At 70.2% G+C, this 15,468-nt stretch carries 15 protein-coding genes; 11 read left to right on the plus strand and 4 right to left on the minus strand.

Going from position 1 to position 15,468, the window contains the following annotated elements:
• Nucleotides 1-22: 22 nt before the first annotated feature.
• From ntrC to GGD88_RS02130, 10 genes are all read left to right on the plus strand, one after another.
• Nucleotides 23-1,492, plus strand: a complete 1,470-nt coding sequence (ntrC, locus tag GGD88_RS02085; protein WP_184431573.1) for a nitrogen regulation protein NR(I) — start codon at nucleotides 23-25, stop codon at nucleotides 1,490-1,492.
• A gap of 54 nt (nucleotides 1,493-1,546) precedes the next feature.
• Complete coding sequence (locus GGD88_RS02090) at nucleotides 1,547-3,844, plus strand: sensor histidine kinase NtrY-like (protein WP_184431241.1); 2,298 nt, start codon at nucleotides 1,547-1,549, stop codon at nucleotides 3,842-3,844.
• 107 nt (nucleotides 3,845-3,951) lie between these two features.
• Entirely contained in the window at nucleotides 3,952-5,436 is a 1,485-nt protein-coding gene (gene ntrX / locus GGD88_RS02095) for a nitrogen assimilation response regulator NtrX (RefSeq protein ID WP_184431243.1), read from the plus strand.
• A 46-nt stretch (nucleotides 5,437-5,482) separates the two neighbouring features.
• Nucleotides 5,483-6,859 carry a Trk system potassium transporter TrkA gene (gene trkA, locus GGD88_RS02100; RefSeq protein WP_184431245.1) on the plus strand — a complete coding sequence of 459 codons (1,377 nt, stop codon included), beginning with the start codon at nucleotides 5,483-5,485 and terminating at the stop codon, nucleotides 6,857-6,859.
• A 108-nt stretch (nucleotides 6,860-6,967) separates the two neighbouring features.
• Nucleotides 6,968-7,846, plus strand: a complete 879-nt coding sequence (locus GGD88_RS02105) for a D-amino-acid transaminase (protein WP_184431247.1) — start codon at nucleotides 6,968-6,970, stop codon at nucleotides 7,844-7,846.
• Nucleotides 7,843-8,589, plus strand: coding sequence for an HAD family hydrolase (locus GGD88_RS02110; protein ID WP_184431249.1), 747 nt, complete (start codon nucleotides 7,843-7,845; stop codon nucleotides 8,587-8,589). The genes GGD88_RS02105 and GGD88_RS02110 overlap by 4 nt, the downstream gene beginning before the upstream one ends.
• A gap of 145 nt (nucleotides 8,590-8,734) precedes the next feature.
• Nucleotides 8,735-8,989 carry an RNA chaperone Hfq gene (gene hfq / locus GGD88_RS02115; protein WP_184431251.1) on the plus strand — a complete coding sequence of 85 codons (255 nt, stop codon included), beginning with the start codon at nucleotides 8,735-8,737 and terminating at the stop codon, nucleotides 8,987-8,989.
• Between the two features lie 69 nt (nucleotides 8,990-9,058).
• Entirely contained in the window at nucleotides 9,059-10,393 is a 1,335-nt protein-coding gene (hflX, locus tag GGD88_RS02120; RefSeq protein ID WP_184431575.1) for a GTPase HflX, read from the plus strand.
• 75 nt (nucleotides 10,394-10,468) lie between these two features.
• Nucleotides 10,469-10,738: a hypothetical protein gene (locus GGD88_RS02125; protein WP_184431253.1), complete on the plus strand. Its 270-nt coding sequence runs from the start codon at nucleotides 10,469-10,471 to the stop codon at nucleotides 10,736-10,738.
• 48 nt (nucleotides 10,739-10,786) lie between these two features.
• Entirely contained in the window at nucleotides 10,787-11,587 is an 801-nt protein-coding gene (locus GGD88_RS02130) for an inositol monophosphatase family protein (RefSeq protein WP_184431255.1), read from the plus strand.
• Nucleotides 11,588-11,615: 28 nt separating this feature from the next.
• On the opposite strand, the gene GGD88_RS02135 is transcribed toward GGD88_RS02130, so the two are convergent.
• Nucleotides 11,616-12,437, minus strand: coding sequence for an enoyl-CoA hydratase-related protein (locus GGD88_RS02135; RefSeq protein WP_184431257.1), 822 nt, complete (start codon nucleotides 12,435-12,437; stop codon nucleotides 11,616-11,618).
• A gap of 84 nt (nucleotides 12,438-12,521) precedes the next feature.
• Here GGD88_RS02135 and GGD88_RS02140 point away from each other — a divergent pair, with 84 nt between their 5' ends.
• Entirely contained in the window at nucleotides 12,522-12,887 is a 366-nt protein-coding gene (locus tag GGD88_RS02140) for a hypothetical protein (RefSeq protein WP_184431259.1), read from the plus strand.
• Between the two features lie 60 nt (nucleotides 12,888-12,947).
• Here the strand turns inward: GGD88_RS02140 and GGD88_RS02145 are convergent, their stop codons facing one another.
• The 3 genes from GGD88_RS02145 to GGD88_RS02155 all read right to left on the minus strand — a co-directional run bounded on the left by GGD88_RS02145 (nucleotide 12,948) and on the right by GGD88_RS02155 (nucleotide 15,262).
• A complete protein-coding gene (locus GGD88_RS02145) occupies nucleotides 12,948-13,571 on the minus strand; it encodes a CHAP domain-containing protein (RefSeq protein ID WP_184431261.1) in 624 nt (207 codons plus the stop codon).
• A gap of 201 nt (nucleotides 13,572-13,772) precedes the next feature.
• Nucleotides 13,773-14,597: an enoyl-CoA hydratase gene (locus GGD88_RS02150; protein WP_184431263.1), complete on the minus strand. Its 825-nt coding sequence runs from the start codon at nucleotides 14,595-14,597 to the stop codon at nucleotides 13,773-13,775.
• A gap of 71 nt (nucleotides 14,598-14,668) precedes the next feature.
• Nucleotides 14,669-15,262 (minus strand): hypothetical protein, encoded by a 594-nt coding sequence (locus tag GGD88_RS02155; protein WP_184431265.1) that lies wholly within the window; start codon nucleotides 15,260-15,262, stop codon nucleotides 14,669-14,671.
• Nucleotides 15,263-15,468: the final 206 nt, after the last annotated feature.

The raw sequence follows: 15,468 nt of genomic DNA on the forward strand, positions 1-15,468 counted from the left end.
GGTCGGCCCCGGCGCGGAGGCGATGGCGCCGCTGCTGGATGCCGTGCCGGGCGAGGGCCGGACCATCCTGATCGCCGATGACGACCGCGCCATCCGCACGGTCCTCAGTCAGGCGCTGGGGCGGGCCGGCTACGAGGTGCGGACCACCGGGACGGCCTCCACGCTGTGGACCTGGGTCTCCGACGGTGCCGGCGATCTGGTCATCACCGACGTGGTCATGCCGGACGAAAACGGTCTCGACCTGATCCCGCGTATCAAGAAGGTCCGGCCGGACCTGCGCATCATCGTGATGAGCGCCCAGAACACCCTCCTGACCGCGGTCAAGGCGACGGAGCGTGGCGCGTTCGAGTACCTGCCGAAACCCTTCGACCTGACCGAACTGGTCAACGTGGTGCGGCGCGCGCTGTCGACCCCCAGCCAGCCGGCGGCGCGCGGCCCCGACGTGGCGGACGAGGACGAGGGCCTGCCGCTGATCGGCCGCTCGCCGGCGATGCAGGAGATCTACCGCACGCTGGCCCGGTTGATGAACACCGACCTGACGGTGATGATCACCGGCGAGTCCGGCACCGGCAAGGAGTTGGTGGCGCGCGCCCTGCATGACTACGGCAAGCGCCGCGGCGGGCCGTTCGTGGCGGTCAACATGGCGGCGATCCCGCGCGAGCTGATCGAGTCCGAGCTGTTCGGCCACGAGAAGGGCGCCTTCACCGGGGCCACCACGCGCGGTGTCGGCCGGTTCGAGCAGGCCGACGGCGGCACCCTGTTCCTGGATGAGATCGGCGATATGCCGCCCGAGGCGCAGACCCGCCTGCTGCGCGTGCTGCAGGAGAACGAGTACACCACGGTGGGCGGGCGCACCGCGATCCGGGCCAACGTGCGCATCGTCGCCGCCACCCACCGCGACCTGACCCAACAGATCCGCCAGGGGCTGTTTCGCGAGGATCTGTTCTACCGCCTCAATGTCGTTCCGATCCGCCTGCCGGCGCTGCGCGAGCGGGCCGAGGACATCCCCGAACTGGTGCGGCATTTCCTGGCCCAGGTGGCCGAGGAGGGCCTGCCCGGCAAGATGATCGACGGGCCGGCGATGGAGCGCCTGAAGCGCCACCGCTGGCCGGGCAACGTGCGCGAGCTGGAGAATCTGGTGCGCCGCCTGGCCGCGCTGTACTCGCAGGAGACCATCGGCGTCGACGTGATCGAGGCCGAACTGGCCGCCGCCCCGCCGACGGTCGGCAACGGCGGCGGCAGCGGCGAGGGCCTGAGCACGCTGGTCGAACGTCACCTGCGCGAGTACTTCGCGGCCCACAACGAGGCCCTGCCCGCCGCCGGGCTGCACGACCGGGTGTTGCGCGAGGTGGAACGCCCGCTGATCGCGCTGTCGCTGGAGGCGACCAAGGGCAACCAGATCCGGGCCGCGCACCTGCTGGGGCTGAACCGGAACACCCTGCGCAAGAAGATCCGCGAATTGGACATCCAGGTGATTCGCGGCGTACGGTGACAGACCGGGGCGCGCCCGGACCGGAAGGCCGGCGGACCTGGGAACGGAACCACGATGGACACTGCCACCCGCAGCACCCTGAAACGGCGGCTCCTGCGGTTGGGCCTGTGGGCGCGCCGCGCGCGCCTGTCGCGCGCCCTGACCCTGGTCCTGGCCGTGGCCGCGGTGGTGTCGGTGGGCGTCACCACGGCGGTGCTGACCGGCCTGGGGCCGACCATCAAGGACCCGGCGGTCATGCTGGGTCTGCTCAACGTCAACCTGGCGATCATGCTGGCGCTCGGCCTGCTGGTGGCGCGCCGCCTGGTGAAGGTCTGGGCGGCCCGTCGCAGCGGCGGGGCCGGATCGCGCCTGCACGTGCGCATGGTGGTGTTGTTCGGCGTGGTGGCGGTGACCCCGGCGATCCTGACGTCGGTGTTCTCGATCCTGGTGTTCCAGGTCGGCGTCCAGGGCTGGTTCTCGACGCGGGTGTCGACCGCGCTCGATGAATCGCGAGAGGTCGCCCAGGCGTACCTGACGGAGCATCAGCAGGCGATCGCCGGCGACGTGCTGGCCATGGCCAACGACCTGAACCGGGACTGGCTGCGCATCAGCCGGGACCCGCAACGCCTGAGTCAGTTCCTGGGCACGCAGTCGGCGTTGCGCAACCTGACCGAGGCGGTGGTGTTCGGCAAGGACGGCAAGGTGATCGCCCGCGCCGGCTACACCTTCTCACTGCAGTTCGAGCAGGTGCCGTTCTGGGCCATGGACCGGGCCGACAGTGGCGACGTCGCGCTTCTGACCGGCGAGAACGACGACCGGGTACGCGGTCTGGTGCGGCTCGATACGGTCACGCCGCTGTACCTGTACGTGGGGCGATTCGTCGATCCCGCGGTGCTGGGGGCGATCGAGAGCACCGAACAGGCGGTCAACCAATACCGCGAACTGGAGGGGCGCCGCTCGGGCTATGAGTTCACGCTGTCCATGATCTTCCTCATGGTCGCCGTCCTGCTGCTGCTGGCGGCGGTGGCCGTGGGCCTGACCATGGCAACGCGCCTGGCGACCCCCATCATGGCCCTGATCGACGCCGCCGACCGCGTGCGCCAGGGCAACCTGCGGGTCCGGGTCAAGGAGATCGCCGCCAATGACGAGGTGGCGTCGCTGTCGCGGGCGTTCAACCGCATGACGGCGCAGATCGAGGCCCAGCAGAAGAGCCTCATGGGCGCCAACCGGGAGCTGGACGAGCGCCGCCGGTTCACCGAGACGGTGCTGGCCGGGGTCTCCGCCGGCGTCATCGCGCTCGACCGCGACGGCCTGGTGACGCTCGGCAACCGGTCCGCGTGCGATCTCCTGGGCGAGGACCTCAACGCCTGGGTGGGCCGCCCGGCCGCCCGCCTGATCCCGGAGATCGCCGCGCTGATGGACCAGATCCGGCCCCGTCCGGACCGGTCGGCCCAGGCCGAGACTGCGTATCGGCACGACGGACGCACCCTCACGCTGCTGGTGCGCCTGAGCGCCGAGCGCGACGCTGAGGGGGGCATCCTGGGTTACGTCTTGACCTTCGATGATATCACCGAGTTGCAGCAGGCGCAGCGCAAGGCGGCCTGGGCCGACGTCGCGCGGCGCATCGCGCACGAGATCAAGAATCCACTGACTCCGATCCAGCTCTCCGCCGAGCGCCTGAAGCGGCGCTACCTCAAGCAGCTCACCCAGGACCAGGACACCTTCGTGCAGTGTACCGACACCATCGTGCGCCACGTCAGCGACATCGGCCAGATGGTGGACGAGTTCTCGGCCTTCGCCCGGATGCCGGCCCCCACCATGCGCACCGAGACCCTGAACGGGATCGTACAACAGGCCGTGGTCTTGCAACGCACGGCCTATCCGCGCATCACCTATCACACCGACCTGCCCGATCATCCGGTCCGGCTGCGGTGCGACGCCCGCCAGGTGACGCAGGCGCTGACCAACCTGCTCAAGAACGCGGTCGAGGGGATTGACGGCCGATTGGAAAAGGAAAAGGATCAAGCATCGGCGGTGGCCGGCGTCATTCGGGTGGGGCTGGAGGAGCGCACGGACTCGGTGGCGATCGTGGTCGAGGATAACGGCAAGGGTCTGCCGGCCCTGGATCGTGAACGCCTGACGGAGCCCTACGTGACCACCCGGACCAAGGGCACGGGCCTCGGTCTGGCCATCGTCAAGAAGATTCTTGAGGATCACCGCGGTGACCTCGTCCTGGGCGACGCGGCCGGGATGGGAGCGCGGATCACCCTCGTGTTTCCGCGTCGGAGCGACGAGACGGACACGCCCGGTGCGGTGGCGTCCGCCGCCGATACCAAGCCTCCGGTTCCCCTGGCTGCCCAGGGTGGTGTGTGACAACCCGGCGTACCGGCCGACGGATGCGCCCTTGCCATGACCAGGATTGCAACCAGACCCATGACCAAGACCAGGGATGCGGGCGCTGGCGCCCTGTCAGCGTGATCATGCCCCACGACATCCTGATCGTTGACGACGAGAGCGACATCCGCATGGCGGTGGCCGGCGTCCTGGAGGACGAGGGCCACACCTGTCGGGAAGCGACCGACAGTGACAGTGCCCTGCAGGCCATCGCCGAGCGGCGTCCGAACCTCGTCGTTCTGGACATCTGGCTGGAGGGCAGCCGGCTCGATGGGCTGGAGCTGCTCGACCACGTCTTGCGGGACTATCCGACGCTTCCGGTGCTGATGATCAGCGGCCACGGCACCATCGAGACCGCGGTGGCAGCGATCAAGAAGGGCGCCTACGACTTCATCGAGAAGCCGTTCAAGACCGACCGCCTGCTGCTGATGGTGGACCGCGCCGTCGAGGCCGCGCGCCTGAAGCAGGAGAACGCCGAACTGCGCATCCGGATCGGCGCGCACAGCGAACTGGTGGGCGAGAGCCCGCCCATCAGCCAGTTGCGCGGGGCCATCTCCAAGGTGGCGCCGACCGGGTCGCGCGTGCTCATCACCGGACCGGCCGGCACCGGCAAGGAGGTGTTGGCGCGCCAGATCCACGCCCGCAGCCGCCGGGCCGAACAGCCCTTCGTGGTGGTGAACTGCGCGGCCATGCACCCCGACCGCATGGAACTGGAGCTGTTCGGGACCGAGACCGGCGTGGACGGCTACGATTCACCGCGCAAGGTGGGCATGTTCGAGCAGGCCAACGGCGGCACCCTGCTGCTGGACGAGATCGCCGACATGCCGCTGGAGACCCAGGGCAAGCTGGTGCGCGTGCTCCAGGAACAGACCTTCGAGCACGTGGGCGGCACCCGGCGGGTGCATGTCGACGTCCGGGTCATCGCCACCAGCCACCGCGACCTCCAGGACGAAATCCAGCAGCACCGCTTCCGCGAGGATCTGTACTATCGCCTCGCCGTGGTCCCGCTGCGCGTGCCGTCTCTGGTCGAGCGACGCGGCGACATCCCGCTGTTGGCGCGGTTCTTCATGGACGCCGCCGCCCGCTCCGCGGGTATCCCGCCGCGCCCCCTGGGCGAGGATGCGATGGCCGCCCTCCAGGCTTACGACTGGCCCGGCAACGTGCGGCAGTTGCGCAACGTCATCGACTGGCTGCTGATCATGGCGCCGGGGGAGCCGCGCGAGGCCATCCGCGCCGACATGCTGCCGAGCGAAATCAGCGCCCTGACGCCCGACACGCTGCGGCTGGAGAAGTCGCCGGAGATCATGACCCTGCCGCTGCGCGAGGCGCGCGAGATGTTCGAACGGGACTATCTGCTGGCCCAGGTCACCCGGTTCGGCGGCAACGTCTCGCGCACCGCCGAGTTCGTGGGCATGGAACGCTCGGCCTTGCATCGTAAGCTGAAGAGCCTGGGTGTCGCCGGCGGGGCGGCGGCCGCCGCGGCGGCCAGTGGCGGCGACGCCGGCCAAGCCGCGCCCGCGTCGGCCGAGCCCGGCCTGGTGCACGGCGGCGCCCGCGGGTCCGCCTCCTGACCGGCGCGGCCGGCCCACGCGCGTCCGTCACGAAGGGCACGACGCCATGAAGGTCATCGTCTGCGGGGCCGGCCAGGTCGGCTTCAACATCGCCCGCTATCTGGCGTCGGAGGGCAACGACGTCACGGTCATCGACCAGCGCCCGGATCTGATCCGCAAGATCTCCGACAGTCTCGACGTTCAGGCCATGGTGGGGCACGCGTCGTACCCCAGCGTGCTTGACACCGCCGGCGCCGCCGACGCGGAGATGCTGATCGCGGTCACCCACGCCGACGAAGTGAACATGGTCGCCTGTCAGGTCGCGCACTCGCTGTTCCATGTGCCGACCAAGATCGCGCGCGTGCGCGCCCAGGACTACCTCCAGGACGAATGGGCCAACCTGTTCAGCCGCGAGAACATGCCGATCGACGTCACCATCTCGCCGGAGATCGAGGTGGCGAAGGCGGTGATCCGGCGTCTGCGGGTGCCCGGCGCGACGGAGTTGATCCCGCTGGCGCACAACAAGGTGCGGCTGCTGGGGGTGCGCTGCTCCGAGGACACGCCGGTGGTGTTCACGCCCATCCGCCAGCTCGCCGCGCTGTTTCCCGAATTGTCCATCGTCATCGTCGGCATCGTGCGCCAGGACCGCCCCATGGTGCCGAGCCCGGACGACCAGATGATGCCGGGCGACGACGTCTACTTCGTCTGCGCCACCGAGCATCAGGCCCGCGCCCTGGCCGCCTTCGGGCACGAGGAGCCGGAAGCACGGCGGATCCTGATCCTGGGCGGGGGCAACATCGGCCTGTTCCTGGCCCAGCGCCTGGAGCGCGATTTCCCGCAGGTCTCGGTCAAGGTGGTGGAGCAGGACCGCGCCCGCGCCGAGTTCGTGGCCAAGACCCTGACCCGCTCCGTGGTCATCAACGGCGATGTGCTGGACCAGGAGATCCTGGAAGAGGCCGCCGTGGACCAGACCGAGACCGTGGTCGCGGTCACCAATGATGACGAGAACAACATCCTGGCCTCGCTGCTGGCCAAGCGGCACGGCTGCCAACGGGCCATCACCCTCATCAACAAGTCCACCTACAACCCGCTGGTCTCCACCCTGGGCGTGGACGTGGTGGTCAACCCGCGCAGCATGACGGTCTCGACCATCCTCCAGCACGTGCGCCGGGGCCGCATTCACAGCGTCCACTCTCTGCACGAGGGCTTCGGCGAGCTGATCGAGGCCGACGCGCTGGAGACCTCGGGCCTGGTCGGCCGCCCCCTGCGCGAGGTGCGGTTGCCGGCCGGGGTGATCCTCGGTGCCGTGGTGCGCGGCGAGCAGGTCATCAGCCCGCGCGGGTCCACGGTGCTGAAGGCCGGCGACCGCGTGGTGCTGTTCGCCTCCTCCGGGGCGATCAAGAAGGTGGAGAAGATGTTCTCGGTGCGGCTGGAGTTCTTCTGAGCCGGACACAGGGCTGCCTTGTGCGCGCGGCATTCCCTCGCGCGCCCGAGTGGTCTAGAACCGGGGTCTGCACCGCGCACCGTCCCGCCACCGCCCCTCGGAGGAGCCATGTCCCGCATCGCCTACGTGAACGGCCGCTACGTGCCCCATGCCACCGCCGGGGTGCACGTCGAGGACCGGGGCCTCCAGTTCTCGGACGGCGTCTACGAGGTCATCGCCATTGCCGGCGGCCGGCCCATCGACATGACCGGCCACATGGAGCGGCTGGCCCGGTCGCTGCGCGAACTGCGCATCGCCATGCCGATGCCGGCGCGGCCGCTGCGGATGGTGATGCGCGAGGTGGTGCGGCGCAACCGGGTGCGCAACGGCATCGTCTACCTCCAGGTCAACCGCGGCGTCTACCGGCGCGACCACCCGTTCCCGCCGGCGGCCGTGCCGCCGTCGCTGGTGGTCACGGCGCGATCCGGGCTGGGTCCGTCGGCGGCGGTGACGGAGGAGGGGGTTCGGGTCGTCACGGTCCCGGACCAACGCTGGGCCCGCCGCGACATCAAGTCCGTCGCGCTGTTGCCCAACGTGCTGGCCAAGCAGGCGGCCCGCGAGGCCGGGGCCTACGAGGCGTGGCAGGTGGATGCGGACGGCGCCGTGACCGAGGGCACCTCCACCAACGCCTGGATCGTGACGCGGGACGGAACCCTGGTGACACGGCCGCTGGGCGACGACATCCTGGCCGGCATCACGCGCCACACGCTGATCGCGCTCGCCCGCGCCGACGGCATCCCGGTGGAGCAGCGCGCGTTCACCGTGGACGAGGCCAAGGCGGCGCGCGAGGCGTTCACCTCCAGCACGACCCTGCTGGCGCTGCCCGTGGTGCGCATCGACGACGCGGTCGTCGCCAACGGCGCGCCGGGCAGCATCACGCGGCGCCTGCGGGAGCTGTATCACATCCATATGGCCGGCGCCGGCGGCGAGGACTGGGTGGGCGCATGACCGGAGCGGCCTCCTTTTTGACGCCACCGCACCAGACCGCCGCGCCCCCGGAGGCGGTCGCGACCGGGACGCTGCCGGTGCCGCGCGTCCTCCTGTTCGACTGGGACAACACGCTGGTCGATACCTGGCCGTGCATCCATCGGGTGGTCAACATCCTTATGGAGCACATGGGCCACCCGCCCTGGACCTTCGACGAGACCCGGCGCCGCATCGGCCGCTCGATGCGCGATACCTTTCCGGAGATGTTCGGCGACCGCTGGACGGAAGCACGGGACGTCTTCCTGGATGCCTTCCGGGCGGTGCATCTGGAGATGCTGGTCGTGCTCGACGGCATGGAGCCGATGCTGGAGGGCCTGGCCGCACGCGGCGTGCCGATGGGGCTGGTGAGCAACAAGACCGGCGCCCTGTTGCGGCGCGAGGTCACGGCCCTGGGGTGGGAGCGGTACTTTTTCGCCCAGGTCGGGGCCGGCGACGCCGCCCGCGACAAGCCGGCTCGCGAGGCGGTCGACCTGGCGTTGGCAACCGCGCCGGGCGGGGCCGTGACGGCGGACCCGGCGGTGTGGTTCGTGGGCGACAGCCCGACCGACATGACCTGTGCCCATGCCTGTGGCCTTACCCCGGTGCTGTTGCGGTCCTGGGCGCCGGAGCCGGGCGAATTCGACCCCCATCCGCCCCTTGTGCATCTTTCGGACGGCGCCCACCTCTTGAGGACCGTCGAGGCGATCGGGCAAAGGTGCCCCTGACAGTCCCTCGGACGCGTCGGGATCGGGGGTGGTGGTCTGAGGCTCGGCGGCGTCTCACGACAAATGGAACGCGATACGCTGGCTGCGAAACCCTAGAGCTTGAACAAGAACGTCAAGAGCAAAAACAGAAAAAAGGAGGCACAATATGCCCCAGGAAAAATCCCAAAATGTACAGGATGTGTTCCTAAATCACATCCGCAAGCAAAAGACGCCAGTGACCGTGTTCCTTGTCAATGGCGTCAAACTCCAAGGCATCGTGACTTGGTTCGATAACTTTTCGCTGCTTCTGCGGCGCGATGGGCACACTCAGCTTGTCTACAAGCATGCTGTCTCCACGATCATGCCCAGCACGCAGATTCAGCTCTTCGAACAGAAGGCCGAGGAAGGGGCCGAAGCCTGATCCGTGGTCACATCCGGGTTTGAAGACGGGGTCAAGGACCAGGGGCGAGCGCCCCCGACCCGCGCTCTGGTGGTGCATCCCGACCTGCGCGGGGCGGCCGGGGCCGGGCGCACGCGCGATCCCGCCACCCGGCTCGACGAGGCGGTGGGCCTGGCGCGCGCCATCCATCTCGACGTCGTCGCCGCTGAGATCGTCCCAGTCTCCAAACCGCGTCCGGGCACCCTGCTGGGGGGCGGCGCGGTCGAACGCCTGGGCACCCTCATCGCGGACGACGAGGTCGGCGTCGCCATCGTCGACAACCACCTGTCCCCGGTGCAGCAACGCAACCTGGAGCGGGCGTGGTCGTGCAAGGTCATCGACCGCACCGGGCTGATCCTGGAGATCTTCGGTGAGCGGGCCCGCACCCGCGAGGGCCAGCTTCAGGTCGAACTGGCCCATCTGTCCTACCAGCGCAGCCGGCTGGTGCGGAGCTGGACCCACCTGGAGCGCCAGCGGGGCGGCCTGGGGTTCATCGGCGGCCCGGGCGAAACCCAGATCGAGATTGACCGCCGCCTGATCGGCGAGCGCATCGCCCACCTGCGCAAACAGCTCGACGCCGTGACCCGCACCCGGGAGCTGCACCGGGCCGCGCGCCGTCGCGTGCCGTATCCGATTGTCGCGCTGGTCGGGTATACGAACGCCGGTAAGTCGACGCTGTTCAACCAGGCCACGGCCGCCGACGTGCTGTCCCAGGACATGCTGTTCGCGACTCTGGATCCGACCATGCGCGGTCTGACGCTGCCGTCGGGCCGCACCGTGATCCTGTCCGATACCGTGGGCTTCGTCTCCGACCTGCCGCACGAGCTGGTTGCCGCCTTCCGGGCCACCCTGGAGGAGGTGATGGAAGCCGACGTCATCGTGCATGTGCGCGATGTCTCGTCGCCCGACGCCGAGGCCCAGAAGCAGGACGTCGAGCAGGTGCTGCGCGAGCTGGGCGTGGGCGAGAAGGTGGACGCCGGCCTGATCGAGGCGCTCAACAAGACCGACCGGCTCGATGCCGAGGCCCGCGCGCGCGTGGCGGCGGCGGTTCGGGACCGCACCCGCCAGGTGCCGTTGTCGGCGGTCACGGGCGACGGGCTGGACGACCTGCTGCGGGCCATCGACCGCACCCTGTCGGCGGGCCGGGTCGCCCTTGACCTGGACCTGGATGCCGCCGATGGCGCCACGCTGGCGTGGATCTACCGGCGCGGCGAGGTCCTGGACCGGCACGACGCCGATGCGACCGTTCATGTCCGTGTCCGCCTGGACCCGCCCGACGCCGAGCGTCTGCATCGCCGGCTCAAGCCTGGCGGGGAGCTCTCCGAGGACGACACGCTCACCGGTGCGGCGCCGGTGGCCGGGGCGACCGCGCACGGCCCGTCCTGATCGTCGCCCATCCCGTTGCAGGGCCGGCCTGTCTACTAGTAGACTGGTCGCCCCGAAGCTGGGGGAGGGCAGGTCATGGCCACACGGGAGTCGCAGCGGCGCTGGCGCGGCAAGAACCATCTGGTCAAACGCCAGCTCAACGTGATGGCCCGCGGTCTGATCCACGGCTATCTGGAGGAGATCGCGGCAGCCCACGACCTGCGCGGCAAGGGCGAGGCGGTGGCCTTCTCTGCCTTCGCGCTGCGCGTGCTGATGCAGCAGGCCGACTACGATCCGGCGGCGGCCGACCGGCTCGCCGCTCTGCGCGAGAGCTACCACCGCGACCGCGACCTGTACCAGGGGTGACCGCTCGCCCCCTTGCCGTGCTGCCTCCGGTCCCTTAAACGAACGCCCATGGCCCTGTCGATCCCCATCACCGCCGTCACCGAGGTTCTGCACGAGGTGGCGGAGGCGGAGGTCTTGTCCCGGTTCCGCAACCTGTCGCGCGCGGACATCCGGAGCAAGTCCTCGTCCCAGGACCTCGTGACCCTGGCGGACATCGAGGCCGAGCGGGTCCTGACCCGCCGCCTGCCGGACCTGTTGCCCGGGTCGTCGGTGGTGGGGGAGGAGGCCGCGTACGCGGATCCCGGCGTGCTGGACCGCTTGACCGCGCCCGGTCCGGTCTGGATCGTCGATCCGGTCGACGGCACCGGCAACTTCAGCAAGGGCATCGCGCGCTTCGGCATGATCGTGGCCCTGGCCTACCGCGGCGAGACCGTGGCCGGCTGGATCCTCGACCCGATCGACGGCCGCATCGCCGTGGCCGAGCGCGGCGCCGGTGCCACCCTCGACGGCCGCCGGGTGGCCATCAAGACCGACGTCGGGCGGCTGGGGACCCTTGAGGGGTGCGCCTTCGGGCCGCGCAGCAAGGTGCTGAAGGGGCGCGTGCGACGCTTCCATCATCTCGGCAGCGCGGCCCAGGTCTATCTCGGACTGCTTCAGAACCGGTTGCAGTTCGGCGTGTTCTCGCGGCTCATGCCCTGGGACCATGCCGCCGGCATCCTGCTGCACGCCGAGGCCGGCGGTCAGGTCGGTCTGCTCGACGGCACCCCCTACCGTCCGGCCCTGCGGCGCGGCGACCTGCTGCTGGCGCCCAACGCGGCGCTGTGGGACGAGATGCGCAGCCTCCTGCGCGCCGTGACGGTCTCCGGCTGAGGCGACGGCAAGCCCGCGATCGGCTGATTCAACGGCCGCCATAGGTGGGCGGTCGCTTCTCCAGGAAGGCGGCGACCGCTTCCGCGTGATCCGCGCTGGTGTGGCACATGCCCTGGACGGCTGCGCAATGGGCCAGGAAGTCGGGCAGGGCAGTGCGCTGCGCCATCTTCATCAGACGCTTGGTGTGACGCACCGTCAGCGGCGGCTTGGCGGCGATCTCGGCCGCCATCGCCGCGGCCGTGGCGACCAGATCGGCGTCCGGCACGACCCGCGAGACCAGACCCAGCGCCAGGGCCTCGTCGGCCTTCACCAGGCGCCCGGTGAAGGTCATGTCGGCGGCGGCGGCGGGCCCGATCAGGCGTTGCAGGAACCAGGCGCCGCCGTCCCCCGGGATGATGCCCAGGTTCACGAAGGTCTCGCCGAATACAGCCGACTGCCCGGCGATGCGGAGGTCGCACATGCAGGCCAGATCGCAGCCGGCGCCGATGGCCGGCCCGTTGACGGCGGCGATCGCCGGCACCTCCAGCCCGTCCAGGGCCAGGGGCAGCCGCTGGATGCCGTGCCGGTACTGCCGCGCCACCTGCTCGACCGGTCCGCCGAACGGCGGGGCGCCGTCGCGCATGTCCTTGACGTTGCCGCCCGACGAGAAGGCCGTGCCGGCGCCGGTGACGACCAACACCGAGACATCGGCCCCGGCGTTGATCCAGTCCACCACCGCCACGATATCGTCGACCAGCGCGCTGCCGGTCAGGGCGTTGCGCACGTCATCGCGGTTCAGGGTCAGGGTGGCGACGCGGCCGTCAACGGACAGCAGGGCGTCGGTCAGGGCCGGCACGGCGGGATCGGTCATCGCGGATGGTCTCCCGGATCGCGGTGTGCAAGGATCGGCGGCATCGTAACACACCCCCAGGATGCCGGGAGGGCGCGGCGCGTCATGTTCGGACTGTTCGGCCTGTTCGGGAAGGCACGCGAGATCCAGGCGCTCGACGATGCGGTGCGGGCCGAGGGTCTGCACCCCCGGTTGGTGCCGGATGCGGTGAAGATGACGGTGGTGCGGCTGGTCCGCGCCGAGGGGCTGTCGGACACGGCGCCGGCCGCGCCGCTGCTGGCCCACTGCATGCTGGGACCGGAGGACCACGCCGCCGCCACCGACGCGGCTCGGGCCGCGGGCGCGGCGGAGCGGCTGGCGGCAGCGATCGAGGCGGGCGACAGCCTGGACGCCCGCCTGGTGCTGCTGACCATGGAGGCCGGCGTCATCCATCCCGATGTGGTCACTGCGTACGGGCTGGAGCGGGCGTAACGGAGACACCCGCCCGCCAGCGCCGACAGACCACGGGGGGCCGGCATCCAGGCCGGCGTGTCAGAACACCTGCTGCATGGCCGTGCGGGCGTCCAGCGGGGGTGCGGCGGGCGCGGGGGTGGTGGCAGGAGCGGGGGTGGTGGCAGGAGCGGGCGCTTCCGCGACCCGCACGTCCGGTCCCGTGTCGTCCGGGTAGATGAACCCGTGCGCCGGGTAGACGCGGCCGAAGGCGCCCACGGCGGGGTGCTTGAACCGGACCCGGCTCCAGTCGTTGTCGGGCGAGACGTCGATGGCCGGCATGTGGGTGTACACACGGCCGCGGGTGGCGGCGGTCCAACCCCAGTTGGCATGGCTGACCCGAATCTCTCGCGGCCCGAGGATACCGGTAACGACGCCGACGTGTCCGCCGCTGAGCCGGCGGTCCGGCTTCAGGGCCAGCACGGCGTAGGGAGCGGGCCGGCGGCCGCGCGCGTAGCGGCCGGCGGCCTGGCCCCACCAGGTGTCGGCATCACCCCGGATCCGGACGCCCGAGATCTCGCGGGCATAGGGCACGCACCAGACGAAGGACTCGCCGCCGGTATAGGCCGGCACCGGAAACAGGCCGTTCGCCGCAACGGGCGCGCCGACGTCGGCCGGCCCGGAACTGCACGCCCCCAGCAGCAGGAGCCCCAGAAGCGCGGCCACGGCCCGCCGCGCCGGGGGGCGGGGGAGGGGCGGCGTCCGGCCAACGAGGAAGCGGGATTTCAGCTTTTTTACCAATGCCCTATCCCCCTATGCTGACACATAACATCAGCATAGGGGAGGGCGGCGCGACCGTCAACCCAAAAATAGTATACTTGTATAAACGCTACCAGGGGAAGTGGGGCGTCATGACCCTGCCGGCGTTCACTGCCCCGTCCAGGTCGGCGCGCGCTTCTCCAGGAAGGCGTCGATGCCCTCTTCGGCATCGCGGGCCAGCATGTTGGTGGTCATCACATCGCTGGCATAGGCATAGGCGTCGGCCAGCGGCATATCGAGCTGGCGGTAGAACGCCTCCTTGCCGATCGCCAACGTGAGCGGCGACTTGGAGGCGATGGTGCCGGCCAGCTCGGCCACCTTGGCGTCGAGCGCCGCCACGTCGGGCGCGACCGCGGTCAACAGGCCGGCGGCCAGGGCCTCGTCGGCGCTCAGCGGGCGGCCGGTCAACAACATCTCCATGGCCTGCTTGGGGCCGACGTTGCGCGACAGCGCCACCATGGGCGTGGAGCAGAACAGGCCGATGTTGACCCCGGGGGTCGCGAACCGGGCCTCGGGCACCGCCACCGCGAGGTCGCAGGTGGCGACGAGCTGGCAGCCGGCCGCCGTCGCCATGCCGTGCACGCGGGCGATCACGGGCTTGGGCAGCCGGGTGATCGCCAGCATGAGGTTGGAACACTGTTGGAACAGGGCTTCGTAGAACGAGCGACCCGGGTTGGCGCGGACCTCCTTGAGGTCATGGCCGGCACAGAAGGCCGGGCCGTTGGCCGAAATCACCACCACCTTGACCGCGTCGTCCTCGGCGACGGCGTCGAGTGCCGTCTGCAAGGCCGTCATCAGGGACACGGACAGGGCGTTGCGGGCTTGCGGCCGGTTCAGCGTCAGCGTGCAGATGCCCTCGGCGTCGTGGCGCAGCAGGATGGGCTCGGGCGCGGTGGGATCGGGGGCGGCCTCGGCCGCCGGCGCGCTGGTCATGCGGTCCTCCCTGGGAGACTGTGGCCGGTCGGGTCATGGTGCCCGAACCACAGGCAGGATCAAGCGTCGGGTCACGGCGCCGCGACGGAGAACGGCACCTCGCGGGTCGCGGCGCCGCCGCCGAGTGCGTCCCGCACGGTGAGCTGGATGACGTAGTCACCGGCCGGCAGCCGCTCGGTGCCAAGGGACATGGTCATGAACACCGCCGTCGAAGGCACGTGGAACGTGAACGGTACATGGGCGAAGTCGCGCTGCCCGCCAAGAATGGTGCCGTCGGTGTCGAGGACCAGGAAATCGGCCTTCAGGCCCATGGTGTAAAGGCCGTCGGCGAACTCGTACTCGAGCCCGATCGGCTCGACGTACAGGTGCAGCGGTTCCCCCGCGGTGTAGGGGCCGTCCGGGCGCGGGGCGTAGGCGCGGAAGCCCTCCGCCGTGGCGGTGGTCGCTTCCACCCGCACGAGATCGAACGGCGCGGCGCTCCACACCGTCAGCATGGCCTCGCGCAGGGCCTCCACCGCCGCCGCCGGCCGGCCCGCGGTCACGCTGTCCGCCGCCCGGGCGACGGCGGCCCGCGCTTCGGCGTTGGCGTCCGCCGCCGCTGTGGCCGGCGCGCCGCCCGCCACGGCCACCAGCATCGCCCCGCCCAGGGCCGCCCGTCCTGCCATGCGCACTCCGTTCATCCCCCTTGCCCCCCTCTGGTTCGTCCGTCGCCGTGGTCGGCTTGTATGGTCGTGTTCTGGTGTCTTCCGTCTACCGGTGTCTTTCGTCTACCGGTGTCTTTCGTCTACCGGTGTCTTCCGTCGGCCGATCCCGCCACGCCGAACCATACGGTACCGTTTGGAATCGGGGTTCCATACGGTACCGTCTGGAT

Origin of the sequence: Roseospira goensis, assembly GCF_014197795.1 — a bacterium.
GTDB lineage: Bacteria > Pseudomonadota > Alphaproteobacteria > Rhodospirillales > Rhodospirillaceae > Rhodospira > Rhodospira goensis.

Bases quoted from the DNA above. Each gene is read 5' to 3' on its own strand.
- GGD88_RS02110 (WP_184431249.1), top strand. From the start codon at position 7,843: ATGACCGGAGCGGCCTCCTTTTTGACGCCACCGCACCAGACCGCCGCG.
- GGD88_RS02135 (WP_184431257.1), bottom strand. From the start codon at position 12,437: ATGACCGATCCCGCCGTGCCGGCCCTGACCGACGCCCTGCTGTCCGTT.
- trkA (WP_184431245.1), top strand. From the start codon at position 5,483: ATGAAGGTCATCGTCTGCGGGGCCGGCCAGGTCGGCTTCAACATCGCC.
- GGD88_RS02090 (WP_184431241.1), top strand. From the start codon at position 1,547: ATGGACACTGCCACCCGCAGCACCCTGAAACGGCGGCTCCTGCGGTTG.
- GGD88_RS02140 (WP_184431259.1), top strand. From the start codon at position 12,522: ATGTTCGGACTGTTCGGCCTGTTCGGGAAGGCACGCGAGATCCAGGCG.
- GGD88_RS02150 (WP_184431263.1), bottom strand. From the start codon at position 14,597: ATGACCAGCGCGCCGGCGGCCGAGGCCGCCCCCGATCCCACCGCGCCC.
- GGD88_RS02125 (WP_184431253.1), top strand. From the start codon at position 10,469: ATGGCCACACGGGAGTCGCAGCGGCGCTGGCGCGGCAAGAACCATCTG.
- ntrX (WP_184431243.1), top strand. From the start codon at position 3,952: ATGCCCCACGACATCCTGATCGTTGACGACGAGAGCGACATCCGCATG.
- GGD88_RS02155 (WP_184431265.1), bottom strand. From the start codon at position 15,262: ATGGCAGGACGGGCGGCCCTGGGCGGGGCGATGCTGGTGGCCGTGGCG.
- GGD88_RS02130 (WP_184431255.1), top strand. From the start codon at position 10,787: ATGGCCCTGTCGATCCCCATCACCGCCGTCACCGAGGTTCTGCACGAG.
- hfq (WP_184431251.1), top strand. From the start codon at position 8,735: ATGCCCCAGGAAAAATCCCAAAATGTACAGGATGTGTTCCTAAATCAC.
- ntrC (WP_184431573.1), top strand. From the start codon at position 23: ATGGCGCCGCTGCTGGATGCCGTGCCGGGCGAGGGCCGGACCATCCTG.
- GGD88_RS02105 (WP_184431247.1), top strand. From the start codon at position 6,968: ATGTCCCGCATCGCCTACGTGAACGGCCGCTACGTGCCCCATGCCACC.